The 17754-nt window shown below is 64.1% G+C and carries 12 protein-coding genes; 10 read left to right on the top strand and 2 right to left on the bottom strand.

Translation table 11 applies throughout. From position 1 onward, the window contains the following. The first annotated feature begins 119 nt into the window (after window positions 1-119). Both typA and L1F06_RS22425 read left to right on the top strand, forming a co-directional pair. Entirely contained in the window at window positions 120-1940 is a 1821-nt protein-coding gene (gene typA / locus L1F06_RS22430; RefSeq protein ID WP_004373743.1) for a translational GTPase TypA, read from the top strand. A 177-nt stretch (window positions 1941-2117) separates the two neighbouring features. Next, window positions 2118-2879 (top strand): hypothetical protein, encoded by a 762-nt coding sequence (locus tag L1F06_RS22425; RefSeq protein ID WP_129482519.1) that lies wholly within the window; start codon window positions 2118-2120, stop codon window positions 2877-2879. Between the two features lie 209 nt (window positions 2880-3088). Here L1F06_RS22425 and gbca read toward each other — a convergent pair whose 3' ends face one another. After that, on the bottom strand, window positions 3089-4381 hold the full coding sequence (gene gbca, locus L1F06_RS22420; RefSeq protein WP_129482520.1) for a glycine betaine monooxygenase oxygenase subunit: 1293 nt from the start codon (window positions 4379-4381) through the stop codon (window positions 3089-3091). Between the two features lie 336 nt (window positions 4382-4717). Here gbca and gbcB point away from each other — a divergent pair, with 336 nt between their 5' ends. Beyond that, window positions 4718-5821, top strand: a complete 1104-nt coding sequence (gene gbcB / locus L1F06_RS22415) for a glycine betaine monooxygenase reductase subunit (protein ID WP_004373736.1) — start codon at window positions 4718-4720, stop codon at window positions 5819-5821. 299 nt (window positions 5822-6120) lie between these two features. Further along, entirely contained in the window at window positions 6121-8751 is a 2631-nt protein-coding gene (locus L1F06_RS22410) for an autotransporter family protein (RefSeq protein WP_177491118.1), read from the top strand. A 29-nt stretch (window positions 8752-8780) separates the two neighbouring features. Here L1F06_RS22410 and L1F06_RS22405 read toward each other — a convergent pair whose 3' ends face one another. Beyond that, entirely contained in the window at window positions 8781-9821 is a 1041-nt protein-coding gene (locus tag L1F06_RS22405; protein WP_004373730.1) for a threonine aldolase family protein, read from the bottom strand. A gap of 235 nt (window positions 9822-10056) precedes the next feature. Here L1F06_RS22405 and L1F06_RS22400 point away from each other — a divergent pair, with 235 nt between their 5' ends. From L1F06_RS22400 to L1F06_RS22375, 6 genes are all read left to right on the top strand, one after another. Continuing rightward, a complete protein-coding gene (locus L1F06_RS22400; protein WP_004373726.1) occupies window positions 10057-10356 on the top strand; it encodes a hypothetical protein in 300 nt (99 codons plus the stop codon). 670 nt (window positions 10357-11026) lie between these two features. Then, window positions 11027-12280 carry a serine hydroxymethyltransferase gene (gene glyA / locus L1F06_RS22395; protein ID WP_004373724.1) on the top strand — a complete coding sequence of 418 codons (1254 nt, stop codon included), beginning with the start codon at window positions 11027-11029 and terminating at the stop codon, window positions 12278-12280. Between the two features lie 66 nt (window positions 12281-12346). Beyond that, window positions 12347-13597, top strand: a complete 1251-nt coding sequence (locus L1F06_RS22390; RefSeq protein ID WP_004373722.1) for a sarcosine oxidase subunit beta family protein — start codon at window positions 12347-12349, stop codon at window positions 13595-13597. 191 nt (window positions 13598-13788) lie between these two features. Then, complete coding sequence (locus tag L1F06_RS22385) at window positions 13789-14115, top strand: sarcosine oxidase subunit delta (protein WP_012019958.1); 327 nt, start codon at window positions 13789-13791, stop codon at window positions 14113-14115. Further along, entirely contained in the window at window positions 14112-17129 is a 3018-nt protein-coding gene (locus L1F06_RS22380) for a sarcosine oxidase subunit alpha (RefSeq protein ID WP_129482522.1), read from the top strand. The genes L1F06_RS22385 and L1F06_RS22380 overlap by 4 nt, the downstream gene beginning before the upstream one ends. Continuing rightward, window positions 17122-17751: a sarcosine oxidase subunit gamma gene (locus L1F06_RS22375; RefSeq protein ID WP_004373715.1), complete on the top strand. Its 630-nt coding sequence runs from the start codon at window positions 17122-17124 to the stop codon at window positions 17749-17751. Before L1F06_RS22380 ends, L1F06_RS22375 begins: the two co-directional genes overlap by 8 nt. The last annotated feature ends 3 nt before the right edge of the window (window positions 17752-17754 follow it).

Below are 17754 nucleotides of genomic sequence, written 5' to 3'. Positions count from 1 at the left end.
CATCGCCCTCCCGACCCTTGGCTTTCAGGCGCACCCGTTCAGGTTCGCTGAACCCGTTTTCTTCATATTCGTCGTCCAGGCTGGACGGCACACCGAATCCTCTGATCGAGATACACACAGTGATCGAAAAACTGCGCAACATCGCCATCATCGCCCACGTCGACCATGGCAAAACCACCCTCGTCGACAAACTCCTGCGTCTGTCCGGCACCCTCGACCGCAAAGAAGCGGAAAACGAGCGCGTCATGGACTCCAACGACCAGGAAAAAGAGCGCGGCATCACCATTCTGGCCAAGAACACCGCGCTGAAGTGGAACGACTACAACATCAACATCGTCGACACCCCCGGGCACGCCGACTTCGGCGGTGAAGTAGAGCGCGTGATGAGCATGGTCGACTCCGTGCTGCTGGTGGTCGACGCCCAGGACGGCCCCATGCCGCAAACCCGCTTCGTGACCCAGAAGGCGTTCAAGGCCGGTCTGCGTCCGATCGTCGTGGTCAACAAGATCGACCGTCCGGGCGCGCGCCCTGACTGGGTCATCGACCAGATCTTCGACCTGTTCGACAACCTCGGCGCCACCGACGAGCAGCTGGACTTCCCGATCGTCTACGCCTCGGCCCTGAACGGCATCGCCGGCATGGACCACGAGAAGATGGACGACAACATGGATGCTCTGTTCCAGGCCATCGTCGATCACGTCCCGGCGCCGGTCGTCGACGTCAACGGTCCGTTCCAGATGCAGATCTCGCAGCTGGACTACAACAGCTTCCTCGGCGTGATCGGCATCGGCCGCATTGCCCGCGGCACCATCAAGGCCAACAGCCCGGTGACCGCCATCGGCGCCGACGGCAAGAAGCGCAACGGCCGTATCCTGAAAATCATGGGTCACTCCGGCCTGCAGCGCGTCGAGGTTCAGGAAGCCCAGGCTGGCGACATCGTCTGCGTATCGGGTATGGACGAGCTGTACATCTCCGACACCCTGTGCGACCAGAACAACGTCGAGGCTCTGCCGCCGCTGACCGTTGACCAGCCGACCGTGAGTATGACCTTCCAGGTCAACGACTCGCCGTTCGCCGGCAAGGAAGGCAAGTTCGTCACCAGCCGCAACATCAAGGACCGCCTGGAGAAGGAACTGCTGCACAACGTCGCCCTGCGCGTCGAGCCGGGCGAGACCCCTGAGAAGTTCAAGGTCTCCGGCCGTGGTGAACTGCACCTGTCGGTACTGATCGAAACCATGCGCCGTGAAGGCTTCGAGCTGGCCGTAGGTCGTCCGGAAGTGGTGATCATCGAGAACGAGGCCGGCGAGAAGCAGGAGCCGTACGAGAACGTCACCATCGACATCGAAGAACAGCACCAGGGTTCGGTGATGGAGCAGATGGGCCTGCGCAAGGGCGATCTGACCAACATGGTTCCCGACGGCAAGGGTCGTATCCGCCTGGAGTACACCATCCCGGCACGCGGTCTGATCGGCTTCCGTAACAACTTCCTGACCCTGACTTCGGGCAGCGGCATCCTGACCTCGACCTTCAGCCACTATGGCGCGATCAAGGCCGGTGAAGTCACCAACCGTCAGAACGGCGTACTGGTCTCCATGGCCACCGGCACCGCGCTGACCTACTCGCTGGAAACCCTGCAGGCGCGCGGCAAGCTGTTCCTCGAGCCGGGTCAGGACATCTACGAAGGCCAGCTGTGCGGCATCAACAGCCGTGACAACGACCTGGTGATCAACCCCACCAAGGGCAAGAAGCTCGACAACATGCGCGCTTCCGGCAAGGACGAAGTCATCGCCCTGGTTCCGCCGATCAAGTTCACCCTCGAGCAGGCGCTGGAATTCATTGCCGATGACGAGCTGGTGGAAGTGACGCCGAAGTCGATCCGTCTGCGTAAGAAGTACCTGAACGAGAACGACCGCAAGCGCTTCGAACGCGCCAAGGTCTGAGTCTCCCCAGGCTGAAATGAAAAGCCCCGCCAGAGCGATCTGGCGGGGCTTTTTGATGCCCTTTAGATGCGCTTGCGCCGATGGTTCCGTGCAGCTGATAGGGGCAAAGTGATATTATTTTCGCATTAACCCACTTGTGTCGTGTGGGGAAGTACCTTCTTTTCAGATGTCGAATCTATGCCAACCAATGGCCTGACCATTCTCATTCTTGCCGCTGAAAGCGGTATCAAACAGGAGCGCTGGACGGCCACGTCAGCGCCCAAACAATTGATTTCAGTAAGGGGGGAAACCCTGCTCGGGCGTACGCTGCGATTGCTTGAAGCCCAAGGTGCGAAGGAGCCGCTTCTATTGACCGCCAACGAGGTGTTGGCATCGTACCCTGTGCCGAGCTGGTGTCCGTTGCAGCGAGAAACCAAGGCGCACAGCCTGCTCTCGGCTGATGCGGTGATCCGGGAGGGCGATCTCCTGGTCCTCTACAGCGATGTTTACTATTCCGAGGCCGCTCTCGCTACGGTCCTGGCCTGTGAGGGCACTCGATTCTATGGGCGCGATGGTCGAAGCGCTTACACCTTCAAGAACTACGGTGAACTGTTCGCTGTGCGTATTGCTGCCTGCGATCGCGAGCGAGCCCGCCTGGCCTTGGCAGATGCCATCGCGTTCTATGATCGCACCGGTAATCAGAGTTTCTGGACGTTCTACAGGCTGATGGCAGGCTTGCCGCTGCACGACCACAAGGCTATCGAGCGTCGTTTCTTCGTGAACATCCATGATGAAACGGACGATATCGATTTTGCCGATGAAGTCCCGTCGTTGCTTGAGGCCATCGAGAAGCCATTGCGCTGGCGGGTGCGTCATCTGCTGCGGCGTTTAAGTCTTGCCAACAAGAAGCGCCGTGAGCGCGCGCGCCGCGTGGCTGCAGATTCCAGAGCGCTGGTCTGAAAGGTATCGATATCCCAAGGTTCATTGCTGGCTCTGGATTCTGCAGATCGGGATGCCTCAGCTCTGCTGAAGGCTCTTGGGGGCGTATCGCTTGAAAGAGGGCCCCGACATTCATGCCGGGGCTCTCTGCTTTCACCGGTCGCTGCGCGGCCTGCAGGCCAGCAATCCGTAGATCGCCAGGCCGATCACCAGCAGCAAGCTGAGCGACATCACTCGCCCGAGGCCTGGCGCAGCGACTGCGCCGGGGTGTCGCCGAGGTTGTTGAGCATGCGCTCGCTGTACCAGTCGAGGAAGTTGACCACGCCGAACTCGTAGGTCTTGGAGTACGGGCCGGGCTGGTAGGCGGTGGAGTTGATGCCGCGCTGGTTTTCCTCGCCGAGGCGACGGTCCTGGTCGTTGGTGGCGTCCCACACCTGGCGCAGACGCTCCACGTCGTAATCGACGCCTTCCACCGCATCCTTGTGCACCAGCCACTTGGTGATCACCACCGTCTCCTGGGCGCTGATCGGCCACACGGTGAAGTTGATCAGGTGGTCACCCATGCAGTGGTTCCACGAGTGCGGCAGGTGGAGGATGCGCATGGAGCCCAGGTCCGGGTTCTGGATACGCCCCATCAGCTTCTTGCAGCCCGGCTTGCCGTCCATGGTCATGGACACGGTGCCCTTGAGCAGCGGCATGCGCACGATGCGGTTACGCAGGCCGAAGCCGGCATGGGCGTAAGGAATCTTCTCCGCGTCCCAGGCGGCGGCGCATTCGGCGACGTGATCCTTGAATTCCTGGGTTGCGCGCGGGTCGTTGGTGTCGTCCCACTCCAGCAGGGTGTTGAGCAGCTCCGGGTGCGAACCGTTGCAGTGGTAGCACTCGCGGTTGTTCTCGATCACCAGCTTCCAGTTGGCCTTCTCCGGCATCACGCTCTGCACCGCGACCTTGGTGTTCTCCATGTCGTACGGCTCCATGTAGTGAGCCAGGCCGGCGAGAAATTCGTCGATCGCCGGCGGGTTCTCCGCCAGGCTGATGAAGATGAAACCGCCGGCGCTCTTGCAGTGAACCGGCTTGAGGTTGTAGTCGCTGAGCTTGAAGTCCGCGCCCATCTCGGTGCCGGCGAACAGCAGGCGGCCGTCCAGCTCGTAGGTCCACTGGTGGTAGGGGCAGACCAGCTTGGCCACCTTGCCCTTGTCGCTCACGCACAGACGCGAGCCGCGGTGACGGCAGACGTTGTGGAAGGCGTGGATCTGTCCCTCGGCGCCGCGGACGACGAGGATCGGGTTGTCGCCCAGCTGCAGGGTGATGAAGTTGCCCTTGGTCGGGATCTCGCAGGTCATGCCGGCGATCAGCCATTCCTTGTGGAAGATCTCCTGCATGTCGATCTGGAACAGGCGCTCGTCGTTGTAGAAGGGCTGTGGCAGCGAGAAGGTGCGTTCGCGCTCGTGCAGCATGCGGGCGGTGGCCTTGCGTGCGGGCTCCAGCGGGTCGCCCAGGCTCAGGGTATGGGTGCAGTCCATCGGTGACTCCTCATGGCTGGCGCGGGTGCGGCAGCCGTACATGTGGCTGATACGGTGTATGACGCAAGACGTTCGTCGGCCGCTGCGTCGCCTGGAATCGGCGCGATGCGTGGCGCGATCTGTTGTGGTCCATCTGGTGAGGAGTGTGGATCCGGCAAGTGGGGAAACCTTATCCATGGGCGACACGGCCGAATGCGTTTCCGACGCGGCAGGCCCCGTGCCATCGGGCAGGTCGCGATAAGCATGCGGATGTCGCAGTTAGATAAATGATCCTCGGTGGCCTTTCGCACAATCGCTGCCATATAGGCCGATGTCCGGCCGCGTGGAGAGCCGTTCATGACCACCAACGCCTTCCTCAACCCGGTTACGACGCAAACCTGGACCAACGGCCGCCATCTGGTGCGTTGCGTCAAGGTGATCCAGGAAACCTGGGATGTGCGCACCTTTTGCTTCATGGCCGATCAGCCGGTGCTGTTCTTCTTCAAGCCGGGGCAGTTCGTCACCCTGGAGCTGGAGATCGACGGACAGCCGATCATGCGTTCCTACACCATCTCCAGCTCGCCGTCGGTGCCCTACAGCTTCTCCATCACCATCAAGCGGGTGCCGGGCGGCAAGGTCTCGAACTGGCTGCACGACAACCTCAAGGAGGGTGACGAGCTGCCGGTGCATGGTCCGGTGGGGCTGTTCAATGCCATCGATTTCCCGGCCGACAAGGTACTGTTCCTTTCCGGTGGCGTGGGCATCACCCCGGTGATGTCGATGGCGCGCTGGTTCTTCGATACCAACGCCAACGTCGACATGGTCTTCGTGCACAGCGCACGTTCGCCCAAGGACATCATCTACCACCGCGAGCTGGAACACATGGCCTCGCGCATCACCAACTTCAGCCTGCACCTGATCTGCGAGAAGCACGGCCTGGGCGAGGCCTGGGCCGGCTACCGCGGCTACCTCAACCAGAGGATGCTGGAGCTGATCGCCCCGGACTTCATGGAACGCGAGATCTTCTGCTGCGGGCCGACGCCTTACATGAGCGCGATCAAGCACCTGCTGCAGGGTAACGGCTACGACATGAGCCGCTACCATGAGGAAGCCTTCGGCCCGACGCCGCCGGAGATTCGCGCCGAGGTCAAGGAACTGGCCGCCGAAGCGGCCGAGGCGCCGGAGGTGCCCGTTGCCGATCTGCACCAGGTGGAGTTCATCAGCACCGGCAAGAGCATCCGCGTCGCCCCCGGCGAAACCGTGCACGCCGCCGCCGCCAAGCTCGGCTTGCACATTCCCAAGGCCTGCGGCATGGGCATCTGCGGCACCTGCAAGGTCATGAAGACCGCCGGCGAGGTGGACATGGAGCACAACGGTGGCATCACCGACGAGGACGTCGCCGAGGGCTACATCCTGTCTTGCTGCAGCGTGCCGAAGGGGGATGTGGCGATCGATTATTGAGTGGCAGGCGACGCTGGCGGCTGACGGGGATTTGACTAGTCTTCACAGGGCTCCCGGCGCGTGCTCTTCATCCCGCAGTAGAAGTGTTCCCAGGGGCATGGGTGGGAACGGACGGTGTCCGTTCTCTTTGCTGGGGATGCTGCCACGCCTAGGGCGCACGGCTGTTCCCCATATTGCGTGCAGGGGGCCTCGGGATGGGGTGCAACAACGGGCGCGGGCGAGGGGCGGTGCGGGCCGGTGGCCGTCTTCCCTTTGCGGTACTGGTATGTGGCGGGGTGGCCTTGAATGCGATGGCGCCAGTGGCAGCCATCGATTTCAACGGCAGCGAATCGGCCGGCGATGCCGTCATCGACAACACCATCGATGGCGTCAATTTCAACGACCAGAGCACGGCCGGCAATGCCACTATCAACAACAGCTTCAGTGGCCTGACCTTCTTCAACGATCAGAGCACGGCCGGTAATGCGACGATACGCAGCGAGAACGGTGGCGCGACGATCTTCACCGGGCAGAGCAGCGCCGGCAACGCGCTGATCGTCAGCGGTGAGGAGGGTGGTACGTTCTTCACCGGCAGCAGCAACGGGGGCACGGCCCGGCTGGTGGCGGAGGATAGTGGCTTCGTCGACTTCACCGAAGTCCAGGGGCCTGCTGGTGGGGGGCGCTTCACCGTCGGCTCGATCGAGGGCAACGGTAGCTTCGAGTTCGGCTCGGCGGTGGTGGCCGTCGGCAGCAACAACCTGGATACGCAGGTAATCGGCTCCCTCAGTGGCGATGTGGACGGCACCCTGATCAAGATCGGCAGTGGCACGCTGACGGTGCGCGGCGAGAACGCCAACAGTTTCGCCAGCGCCATTCGCATCGAGGGCGGGCTGATCAACTTCGATGAAGGGGACAGCCTGGGCAGCGGCGGTATCGTGCTCGACGGCGGCGGACTGCAGTGGGCTGATAATTCCTCATTCGATATCTCCCCGCGGATCGATGCGCTGGGGGCGGCAGGCGGCACCTTCGATACCAACGGCAACGATGTGCTGCTCTCGGGCGCCATTGGTGGTAGCGGCTCGCTGACCAAAGTTGGCGCCGGCGTACTCGTCCTGCAGGGGGCGGCCAGCTACAGCGGTGCCACTATTGTCCAGGCCGGTACCCTGCGTCAGGGCAGCGCCGGCGGCTTTGTACAGAACGGCGCTTATGTGATCAATGGCGGTGCGCTCGACCTCAACAGCGTCGGTCTAAGTATGGGATCGCTGTCCGGCAGCGGCGGTCAAGTGTTGCTCGGCAGCGCCGATCTGGTGGTCAACCAGGCGAGCAATACCAGCTTCGCCGGCTCCATCCTCGGTTCGGGCGCCTTCATCAAGGACGGTGCCGGTACGCTCGATCTGGGCGGTAGCCACGGCATCGCGGGTATCACCGAAGTCCGCGGCGGAACCCTGGCGGTCAACGGCTCACTGCTTTCCGCTATCCAGGTACAGAGCGGCGCCACGCTGAGTGGCACCGGTAGCGTCGGCAATGTACTGATAAACGCTGGCGGCACCCTGGCACCTGGCAACTCCATTGGCACGTTGAATGTCGATGGCGACCTGGTCTTCGGTCCGAACTCGGTCTATCAGGTGGAGACGGATGCGGCGGGCAACGCCGACCGGGTGGTGGTCAGTGGCCTGGCCAGTCTCGCCGGAGCCGTGCAGGTACTGGCGGAGAATGGCAGCTATGCGCCGAGCACCAGCTACAACATCCTCAGTGCGGGACAATTGAGCGGCCAGTTCGACAGCGTCAGTTCCAATCTGGCCTTCCTGACACCCAGCCTTAGCTATGAGGGCAATGCCGTCACTCTGACGCTGGCACGCAACGACACCAGCTTTACCAGCCTGGCGCGTACGCCCAACCAGCGCGCATTTGCCGAAGCCGCCGAGCGCCTCGACGAGGATAACGAGGTCTATCGCACCCTGCTCGACCTGGGCGAGGACGAGGTCGCCGACACCTTCAACAAGCTGTCCGGCGATGCCCATGCCAGCATCGCCTCGTCGGTGCTGTTCGACGATCTCAATCTGTCGCGGGCGCCGCTGGGCAACCTGCGGCGCAACCTTGCTTCTCCGGAGCGTGTGCTGCCCTACTGGGTACAGGTGGGCGGTGGGCGTCAGCGCATCGACGACGACGGCAACGCTGGCGAGATCATTCAGGATCACGAGAGCATGCTGCTGGGCGGAGACTGGCCGGCATATGGCGACTGGCGTCTGGGTGGCGCCTTCGGGTTCGGTCAGGAGCGTCTCGACGTCAACTCGCGTGACGCCAAGGCCGATTCCGACAGCTATCGCTACGCTCTCTACGGTGGGCGCGACGTGGCGCTGACGCAGGGCACGCTGAAGATCTTCGGCGGCGGCGGCTATAGCCAGCACCAGATCGACAGCCGTCGCGACGTACGCCTGATCGACGGCCCCGAACGCCTGACTCGTCAGTACGACGTCAATACCGCGCAGGGCTTCGGCGAGCTGGCCTGGCACCTGAAATTCAGTGAGCCGGCCTATGTCGAGCCCTTCGTCGGCTTGTTGCTGATCGACCAGCGCAGCGACAGCTTCAGCGAGAAGGGTGGGGCGGCGGCGCTGTCTGCGAGCAGCCAGCGCAACGAGTTGCTCAGTACCAGTCTCGGTGTACGCGGCCAGCAGTTGTTCCAGGTCGCCGAGCGCGACCTGCTGCTAAACGGCTCGTTCACCTGGCGGCAGATCAACGGTGACCTGCGCCCGGAGCTGGACCTGCAGTTGGAGGGGGGCGACAGGTTCCGCGTGTTGGGCACCGAGCTGCCGCGCAACAGCTTCCTGGTCGAGCTCAATGCCGATTACTCGATCACCCCGAACATCGTCCTCGACATCGATTACAACGGCGTATTCAGCGACCGCAGCAACGCCAACAACATCGCCTTCAACCTGCGCTGGAAGATGTAGGCAGCGGCCCGGCGCCAGCCGGGCCGGCTTCAGGCGCTCATCACCTCACGGATATCGGCCGCCAGCTGGCGCACGCGCGCCTCGTCGGTGTCCCAGCTGCACATGAAGCGCGCGCCGCCGGCGCCGATGAAGGTGTAGAAGCGCCAGCCGCGGGCGGTGAGGGCGGCGATGGCCGGTTCCGACAGCTGCAGGAACACGCCGTTGGCTTCGACCGGGAACATCAGACTTACGCCGGGGACATCGGCCACCAGTTCGGCGAGCAGTTGCGCGCAGCGGTTGGCATGGTTGGCGTACTTGAGCCAGGCGTCGTCCTGCAGGATGCCCACCCAGGGCGCGGACAGGTAGCGCATCTTCGAGGCCAGCTGGCCGGCCTGCTTGCAGCGGTAGTCGAAGTCCTCGGCCAGCGCCTTGTTGAAGAAGATGATCGCCTCGCCCACGGCCATGCCGTTCTTGGTGCCGCCGAAGCACAGGACGTCGACGCCGGCCTTCCAGGTCAGATCGGCCGGGCTGCAGCCGAGGAAGGCGCAGGCGTTGGAGAAGCGCGCGCCGTCCATGTGCAGGTTGAGATTGAGCTCCTTGCAGGTCTGGCTGATGGCGCGGACTTCTTCCGGGCGGTACACAGTGCCGACCTCGGTGGTCTGGGTCAGGGTGACCACGCGCGGTTTCGGGTAGTGGATGTCCTGGCGCTTGAGGGCGATTTCGCGGATGGCCTGCGGCGTCAGCTTGCCGTTCTCGGTCCTGGCCAGCAGCAGTTTGGAGCCGTTGGAGAAGAACTCCGGCGCGCCGCATTCGTCGGTCTCGACGTGGGCGGTCTCCGAGCAGATCACGCTGTGGTAGCTCTGGCACAGGGAGGCCAGGGCCAGGGAGTTGGCGGCAGTGCCGTTGAAGGCGAAGAACACTTCGCAGTCGGTCTCGAACAGGCGGCGGAAGTGATCGGCGGCACGCGCCGTCCATTCGTCGTCGCCGTAGGCGCGCTGGTGGCCCTGGTTGGCCTCGGCCATGGCGGCCCAGGCTTCGGGACAGATGCCGGAGTAGTTGTCGCTGGCAAATTGCTGGGCATTGTCGGGCATTGGCGCGTTCCTTCTGAAAAGCCGGCCGGCGAATCTGCCGGCAAAGGGGTCACTTTACTCCGTGGCCGCAGTGGCAGACGTCCGCTGCGGCGACGACTTGTTGTGTCGATGCGTACTGGCCGGTCCGGTCGTGAACAACCGTTCGGCCAGGGAATGGAACTCGGCGGGTCCTGCCGGGCTCACACTTCTAGGGTCGGCAATCGGCCCTCTTTCGCAATCAGAGAAGGAGTTTCATATGACTTATCGTCACCTGCTCGCCGTTGCCCTGCCGCTGGCCGTGGCGCTTCCCGTCAGCGCTGCCGAGTGGTCGGCGCAGGCCAAGAACGAGTTCGTTCAGCAGTGCGTGGCCGGCGCCCCGGCAGGCTACGAGGAGCCACAGCTGCGTGCCTATTGCGACTGCGCGGCCACCAAGGTCAGTCAGGAATTCACCGAGGCCGAGTTGCAGGAAATGAGCCGTCAGTCGCCGCCGGATCCCGCCATGCAGCAACGCATGATGAACGCATCCAGCAGCTGTGGCGACAAGCTCAAGCCGTGACAGTCGGTTGAGCAGAACGCATGCATCTGCGCCGGGGCCCCGTGGGCCCTGGCGTGGCGCCGGATGTCCACAGGCAATGCACAGCAATGCCCCCAAGATTTGTGCACAAGCCTGACGCAACCCTCTGATTCTGTTCGTTTTTTGTTCGCTCCCCGGAAAGCCTCGGTGCTTCTGGGCTGTGGCCTGCGCCGAACAGTCTATGCACAGTTTCGTCCACACCTTCTGTGCATATCCCCAGCGCCTTCTGCCCCGTCCGTCGTTTCACGAGTGGATAAGTCCCGTGCAGCGAGCCTGGACAATTATCGAGCAATCGACGCAAGCCCCCGCCGCTTCCTGGCTGCAGCCATGTGCTGACAGCTTATGCACAGCTTGATGCACCTCTTCTGTGCATGATCCTTCTTGTTAACTGTTTGATAAATATACGAAAACCGCCTTGTATCGGACTTCCCGGCGCGCCCGACGGGGGGCCTCGGCTTCCCCCCGTTATCCGGCGCCAAGGCAGGCCCCGGAAGCCAGGCGCCTATTTGCGACAAGGCCATGTCGCAAACGAATGCTCTCGCGGCGTTGGCAGGCATTTGAGGGGGCAGGGGCGGCCCTACCATCGCTGCACAGGGCCTTGCCGGCCCGTCCGTCCAAGACCGCCGCCCACAGGCGCCGCAGGAGAACCGAGATGTTCAGCAAGCAAGATCAGATTCAGGGTTACGACGACGAGTTGCTCGCGGCGATCGATCAGGAAGAACGCCGTCAGGAAGAGCACATCGAGCTGATCGCCTCGGAAAACTACTGCAGCCAGCGCGTGATGGAAGCGCAGGGCAGCGGCCTGACCAACAAGTACGCCGAGGGCTACCCGGGCAAGCGCTACTACGGTGGCTGCGAGTATGTCGACAAGGTCGAGCAGCTCGCCATCGATCGTGCCAAGCAGCTGTTCGGCGCCGACTTCGCCAACGTTCAGCCGCACTCCGGCTCGTCCGCCAACAGCGCCGTCTACCTGGCCTTGCTCAATGCCGGCGACACCATCCTCGGCATGAGCCTGGCCCACGGCGGCCACCTGACCCACGGCGCCAAGGTGTCGTCTTCGGGCAAGCTGTACAACGCCGTGCAGTACGGGCTGAACCCCGCCACCGGCCTGATCGACTACGACGAGGTCGAGCGCCTGGCCGTGGAGCACAAGCCGAAGATGATCGTGGCCGGCTTCTCCGCCTATTCCAAGACCCTGGATTTCCCGCGTTTTCGCGCCATCGCCGACAAGGTCGGTGCACTCCTGTTCGTCGACATGGCGCACGTCGCCGGTCTGGTTGCCGCTGGCCTGTATCCGAACCCGATTCCCTTCGCCGATGTGGTCACCACCACCACCCACAAGACCCTGCGCGGTCCGCGTGGCGGCCTGATCCTGGCCAAGGCCAACGAGGAGATCGAGAAGAAACTTAACTCCGCCGTGTTCCCCGGCGCTCAGGGCGGCCCGCTGATGCACGTGATCGCGGCCAAGGCGGTGTGCTTCAAGGAAGCCATGGAGCCCGAGTTCAAGGCTTACCAGCAGCAGGTCATCGACAACGCCCAGGCCATGGCCAAGGTCTTCATCGAGCGTGGCTACGAGGTGGTGTCCGGCGGTACCGACAACCACCTGTTCCTGCTCAGCCTGATCAAGCAGGGCCTGACCGGCAAGGAGGCCGACGCCGCGCTCGGTCGTGCCGGCATCACCGTGAACAAGAACGCCGTGCCGAACGACCCGCAGTCGCCGTTCGTGACCTCGGGCATCCGCATCGGTACCCCGGCGGTGACCACCCGCGGCTTCAAGGTCGCCCAGTGCCAGGCGCTGGCCGGTTGGATCTGCGACATCCTCGACCACCTCGGCGATGCCGATGTCGAGGCGCAGGTGGCCAAGCTGGTGGCCGGGTTGTGCGCGGACTACCCGGTGTATCGCTAAGCCAACCTTCTCCCCCGGCCCCTCTCCCGCAAGCGGGAGAGGGGAGTAGAACCCTGGAGCATGCCCATGCAACGTTATTCCGGCTTCGGCCTGTTCAAGCACTCGTTCAGTCACCATGAGAACTGGCAGCGCATGTGGCGTAATCCAACGCCCAAGCCGGTTTACGACGTGATCATCGTCGGCGGTGGCGGCCACGGCCTGGCCACCGCCTATTACCTGGCCAAGGAGTTCGGCGTGAAGAACGTCGCCGTGGTCGAGAAGGGCTGGCTGGGCGGCGGCAATACCGCGCGCAACACCACCATCGTGCGTTCCAACTACCTGTGGGACGAGTCCGCGCACCTGTACGAGCACGCGATGAAGCTGTGGGAAGGCCTGTCGCAGGACCTGAACTACAACGTCATGTTCTCCCAGCGCGGCGTGTTCAACCTCGGCCACACCCTGCAGGACATGCGTGACATCGAGCGCCGCGTCAGCGCCAACCGCCTCAACGGCATCGATGGCGAGGTGGTGGACGCCAAGCAGGTGGCGGAGATGATCCCCTACCTGGATTGCTCGAAGAACACCCGTTACCCGATTCTCGGCGCCTCGCTGCAGCGCCGTGGCGGCGTGGCCCGTCACGACGCCGTGGCCTGGGGCTTCGCCCGTGCCGCCGACGCCCTGGGCGTCGACCTGATCCAGCAGACCGAAGTGATCGGCTTCCGCAAGGAAAACGGTGCGGTGATCGGCGTGGAAACCAGCAAGGGCTTCATCGGCGCCAAGCGCGTCGGCGTGGTCGCTGCCGGTAACTCCGGGCACCTGGCCAAGCTCGCCGGCTTCCGCCTACCGCTGGAGTCGCACCCGCTGCAGGCGCTGGTCTCCGAGCCGATCAAGCCGATCATCGACACCGTGATCATGTCCAACGCCGTACACGGCTACATTAGCCAGTCGGACAAGGGCGACCTGGTCATCGGCGCCGGCATCGACGGCTACAACGGCTACGGCCAGCGCGGCTCCTACCCGACCATCGAGCACACCCTGCAGGCCATCGTCGAGATGTTCCCGGTGCTCTCGCGCGTGCGCATGAACCGCCAGTGGGGCGGCATCGTCGACACCACGCCGGACGCCTGCCCGATCATCGCCAAGACGCCGGTGAAGAACCTGTACTTCAACTGCGGTTGGGGCACCGGTGGCTTCAAGGCCACCCCGGGTTCGGGCCACGTGTTCGCCGCCAGCCTGGCCAAGGGCGAGATGCACCCGCTGGCCAAGGCCTTCTCCATCGAGCGCTTCCACAACGGTGCGCTGATCGACGAGCACGGCGCAGCCGGTGTGGCCCACTAAAGGTCGCGCGTAGCGCGACGGCTGATGACCCTCTCCCGCTTGCCGGAGAGGGTGGCCCGAAGGGCCGGGAGAGGGTAGAGCGGTGGACACCGCACCCCTCTCCCACAACCCCTCTCCCGCGGGAGAGGGGAGACAAGCTTGCCCCGCGCGGTCATCCGAGCGGGTTTGAAGATTCACCGGAGGTAGCAACCATGCTGCACATCTTCTGCCCTCACTGTGGCGAACTGCGTTCCGAAGAAGAATTCCATGTCGGCGGCCAGGCGCACATCGCCCGCCCGCTGGACCCGAACGCCTGCACCGACGAGGAGTGGGGCGAGTACCTGTTCTTCCGCGACAACCCGCGCGGCATCCACCACGAGTTGTGGATCCACGCCGCCGGCTGCCGCCAGTACTTCAACGTCACTCGCCACACGGTGAGCTACGAGATTCTCGAAACCTACAAGATCGGCGAGCGCCCCAGCGTGACTGAGGCGTCGCTTGCCGCGAAGAAGACCGTCGACCAAGGAGTAACGGCATGAGCCAGGTCAATCGTCTTGCCCAGGGTGGCCGCATCGACCGCAGCCAGCCCCTGACCTTCAGCTTCAACGGCCAGACCTATCAGGGCTATGCCGGCGATACCCTGGCCGCCGCGCTGCTGGCCAACGGCGTCGACGTGATCGGCCGCAGCTTCAAGTACTCGCGTCCGCGCGGCATCGTTGCCGCCGGTGCCGAAGAGCCCAATGCCGTGCTGCAGATCGGCTCCACCGAGGCGGCGCAGATCCCCAACGTGCGTGCCACCCAGCAGGCGCTGTACGCGAACCTGACCGCCACCAGCACCAACGGCTGGCCGAGCGTCAACACCGACCTGATGGGCATTCTCGGCAAGGTCGGCGGCGGCATGATGCCGCCCGGTTTCTACTACAAGACCTTCATGTATCCGCAGAACCTCTGGCTGACCTACGAGAAGTACATCCGTAAGGCCGCAGGTCTGGGGCGCTCGCCGAAGGAAAACGACCCGGACATCTACGACTACATGAACCAGCACTGCGACGTGCTGGTGGTCGGTGCCGGCCCTGCCGGTCTGGCTGCGGCCCTGGCCGCCGGACGCAGCGGTGCGCGGGTGATCCTCGCCGACGAGCAGGAAGAGTTCGGCGGCAGCCTGCTGTCCACCCGCGAGATGCTCGATGACAAGCCGGCCGCCGACTGGGCCGCCAAGGCCATCGCCGAGCTGCAGAAGATGCCGGAAGTGACTCTGCTGCCGCGTGCCACGGTCAACGGCTACCACGACCACAACTTCCTCACCATTCACCAGCGCCTGACCGATCACCTCGGTGAAGTCGCGCCGATGGGCCAGCCGCGTCAGCGCATGCACCGTGTGCGTGCCGGTCGCGTGGTGCTGGCCACCGGTGCCCACGAGCGCCCGCTGGTGTACGCCAACAACGACGTGCCCGGCAACATGCTGGCCGATGCCGTGTCGACCTACGTGCGTCGTTACGGCGTGGCCCCCGGGCAGAAGCTGGTGCTGTCGACCAACAACGATTACGCCTACCGCGTGGTGCTCGACTGGCTCGACGCCGGTCGCCAGGTGGTGGCCGTGGCCGACGCGCGCAGCAACCCGCGTGGCAGCTGGGTCGAAGAAGCGCGCCGGCGTGGCGTGCGCGTACTCACCGGCAGTGCCGTGGTCGAGGCGCGCGGTAGCAAGCGCGTTACTGGTGCGCGCATCTGCGCCATCGACCTGGTCTCGCACAAGGTCACCAGCCCGGGCGAGACCGTCGACTGCGACCTGATCGTCAGCTCCGGCGGCTACAGCCCGGTGGTGCACTTGGCCTCGCACCTGGGCGGGCGTCCGATCTGGCGTGAAGACATCCTCGCCTTCGTCCCGGGTGAAGGTTTCCAGAAGCGTCACTGCGCCGGTGCCGTGAACGGTGTGTTCGGTCTCGGCGACGCCCTGGCCGATGGTTTCGAAGCCGGTGCCAAGGCTGCAGCCGAAGTCGGCTTCAAGGCCGTGACCGGCAGCCTGCCGAAGGCCGAGAAGCGCATCGAGGAAGCCTCGGTCGCGCTGTTCCAGGTGCCGCACGACAAGGGCACTTCCCGTGCGCCGAAGCAGTTCGTCGATCAACAGAACGACGTCACCGCCGCGGGCATCGAGCTGGCCACCCGTGAGGGCTTTGAGTCGGTCGAGCACGTCAAGCGCTACACCGCGCTGGGCTTCGGCACCGACCAGGGCAAGCTGGGCAACATCAACGGCCTGGCCATCGCCGCCAAGTCGCTGGGCATCAGCATCAGTGAGATGGGCACCACCATGTTCCGCCCGAACTACACTCCGGTGACCTTCGGCGCCATCGCCGGCCGTCACTGCGGCGAGCTGTTCGAGCCCAAACGCTACACCGCCCTGCAGAAATGGCACCTGGAAAACGGCGCCGAGTTCGAGGACGTCGGCCAGTGGAAGCGTCCCTGGTACTTCCCGAAAAACGGTGAAGACCTGCATGCCGCCGTGGCCCGCGAGTGCCTGGCCGTGCGTAACGCGGTGGGCATCCTCGACGCCTCGACCCTGGGCAAGATCGACATCCAGGGCCCGGATGCGCGCGAGTTCCTCAACCGCGTCTACACCAACGCCTGGACCAAGCTGGACGTGGGCAAGGCCCGCTACGGCCTGATGTGCAAGGAAGACGGCATGGTCTTCGACGACGGCGTCACCGCCTGTCTGGCCGACAACCATTTCGTCATGACCACCACCACCGGCGGCGCCGGCCGCGTGATGGAGTGGCTGGAGATCTACCACCAGACCGAATGGCCGGAGCTGAAGGTGTACTTCACCTCGGTCACCGACCACTGGGCAACCATGACCCTGTCCGGCCCCAACAGCCGCAAGCTGCTGGCCGAGGTCACCGACATCGATCTGGACAAGGACGCCTTCCCCTTCATGAGCTGGAAGGAAGGCAAGGTCGGTGGCGTACCGGCCCGCGTGTTCCGCATCTCCTTCACCGGTGAGCTCTCCTACGAAGTCAACGTGCAGGCCGACTACGCCCTGGGCGTGTGGGAGCAGATCATCGAGGCGGGCAAGAAGCACGGCCTGACCCCGTACGGCACCGAGACCATGCACGTGCTGCGCGCCGAGAAGGGTTTCATCATCGTCGGCCAGGACACCGACGGTTCGGTCACCCCGGACGATCTGGGCATGGGCTGGTGCGTCGGTCGCACCAAGCCGTTCTCCTGGATCGGCTGGCGCGGCATGAACCGCGAGGACTGCCTGAAGGAAAACCGCAAGCAGCTGATCGGCCTCAAGCCGCTGGATCCGAACAAGGTCCTGCCGGAAGGCGCGCAGTTGGTGTTCGATCCCAAGCAGCCGATTCCGATGACCATGGTCGGTCACGTCACCTCCAGCTACATGAGCGCGGCCATGGGTTACAGCTTCGCCATGGCCCTGGTCAGGGGTGGCCTGTCGCGTATCGGCGAGCGCGTGTTCGCGCCGCTGGCCGATGGCAGCGTGATCGAAGCCGAAATCGTCAGCCCCGTGTTCTATGACCCGAAAGGGGATCGCCAGAATGTCTAACGTCAATGTCTACAAGCAACGCCCCGACGACATCGCCGGGCAATCGCCGCTGCACCACGCCGGCCTGCACGAGCTGGCCGGCAAGGGCCGCAAGGGCGCCGGAGTGACGCTGCGCGAGAAGAAGCTGCTGGGCCATCTGGTCCTGCGTGGCGACGCCGACGATGCCGACTTCGCCGGCGGCGTGCACAAGGCCCTGGGCCTGGAGCTGCCGGTGGCGCTGACCCTGGTGGCCAACGGCGACACCTCGCTGCAGTGGCTGGGCCCGGACGAGTGGCTGCTGATCGTGCCCGGCGGCAGCGAATTCGAGGTCGAGCGCAAGCTGCGCGAGGCCCTGGCCGGCCAGCACATCTCGGTGGTCAACGTCAGCGGCGGGCAGACCCTGCTGGAGCTGTCCGGGCCCAAGGTGCGCGAGCTGCTGATGAAGTCCACCAGCTATGACGTGCACCCGAGCAACTTTCCGGTGGGCAAGGCGGTGGGTACGGTGTTCGCCAAGTCGCAGCTGGTGATTCGCCACACGGGCGAGGAAACCTGGGAACTGCTGGTCCGCCGCAGCTTCTCCGACTACTTCTGGCTGTGGCTGCAGGATGCCAGCGCGGAGTATGGGTTGGCGGTCGAGGCCTGAAGC

This window comes from Pseudomonas hydrolytica, assembly GCF_021495345.1.
GTDB classification, from domain to species: domain Bacteria; phylum Pseudomonadota; class Gammaproteobacteria; order Pseudomonadales; family Pseudomonadaceae; genus Aquipseudomonas; species Aquipseudomonas hydrolytica.
This window is presented reverse-complemented; position numbering and strand designations above follow the sequence as displayed.

Coding starts and splice junctions, on each gene's coding strand:
- L1F06_RS22380 (WP_129482522.1), top strand. CDS start 14,112: ATGAGCCAGGTCAATCGTCTTGCCCAGGGTGGCCGCATCGACCGCAGC.
- L1F06_RS22425 (WP_129482519.1), top strand. CDS start 2,118: ATGCCAACCAATGGCCTGACCATTCTCATTCTTGCCGCTGAAAGCGGT.
- gbcB (WP_004373736.1), top strand. CDS start 4,718: ATGACCACCAACGCCTTCCTCAACCCGGTTACGACGCAAACCTGGACC.
- L1F06_RS22375 (WP_004373715.1), top strand. CDS start 17,122: ATGTCTAACGTCAATGTCTACAAGCAACGCCCCGACGACATCGCCGGG.
- L1F06_RS22405 (WP_004373730.1), bottom strand. CDS start 9,821: ATGCCCGACAATGCCCAGCAATTTGCCAGCGACAACTACTCCGGCATC.
- L1F06_RS22400 (WP_004373726.1), top strand. CDS start 10,057: ATGACTTATCGTCACCTGCTCGCCGTTGCCCTGCCGCTGGCCGTGGCG.
- L1F06_RS22390 (WP_004373722.1), top strand. CDS start 12,347: ATGCAACGTTATTCCGGCTTCGGCCTGTTCAAGCACTCGTTCAGTCAC.
- glyA (WP_004373724.1), top strand. CDS start 11,027: ATGTTCAGCAAGCAAGATCAGATTCAGGGTTACGACGACGAGTTGCTC.
- L1F06_RS22385 (WP_012019958.1), top strand. CDS start 13,789: ATGCTGCACATCTTCTGCCCTCACTGTGGCGAACTGCGTTCCGAAGAA.
- gbca (WP_129482520.1), bottom strand. CDS start 4,381: ATGGACTGCACCCATACCCTGAGCCTGGGCGACCCGCTGGAGCCCGCA.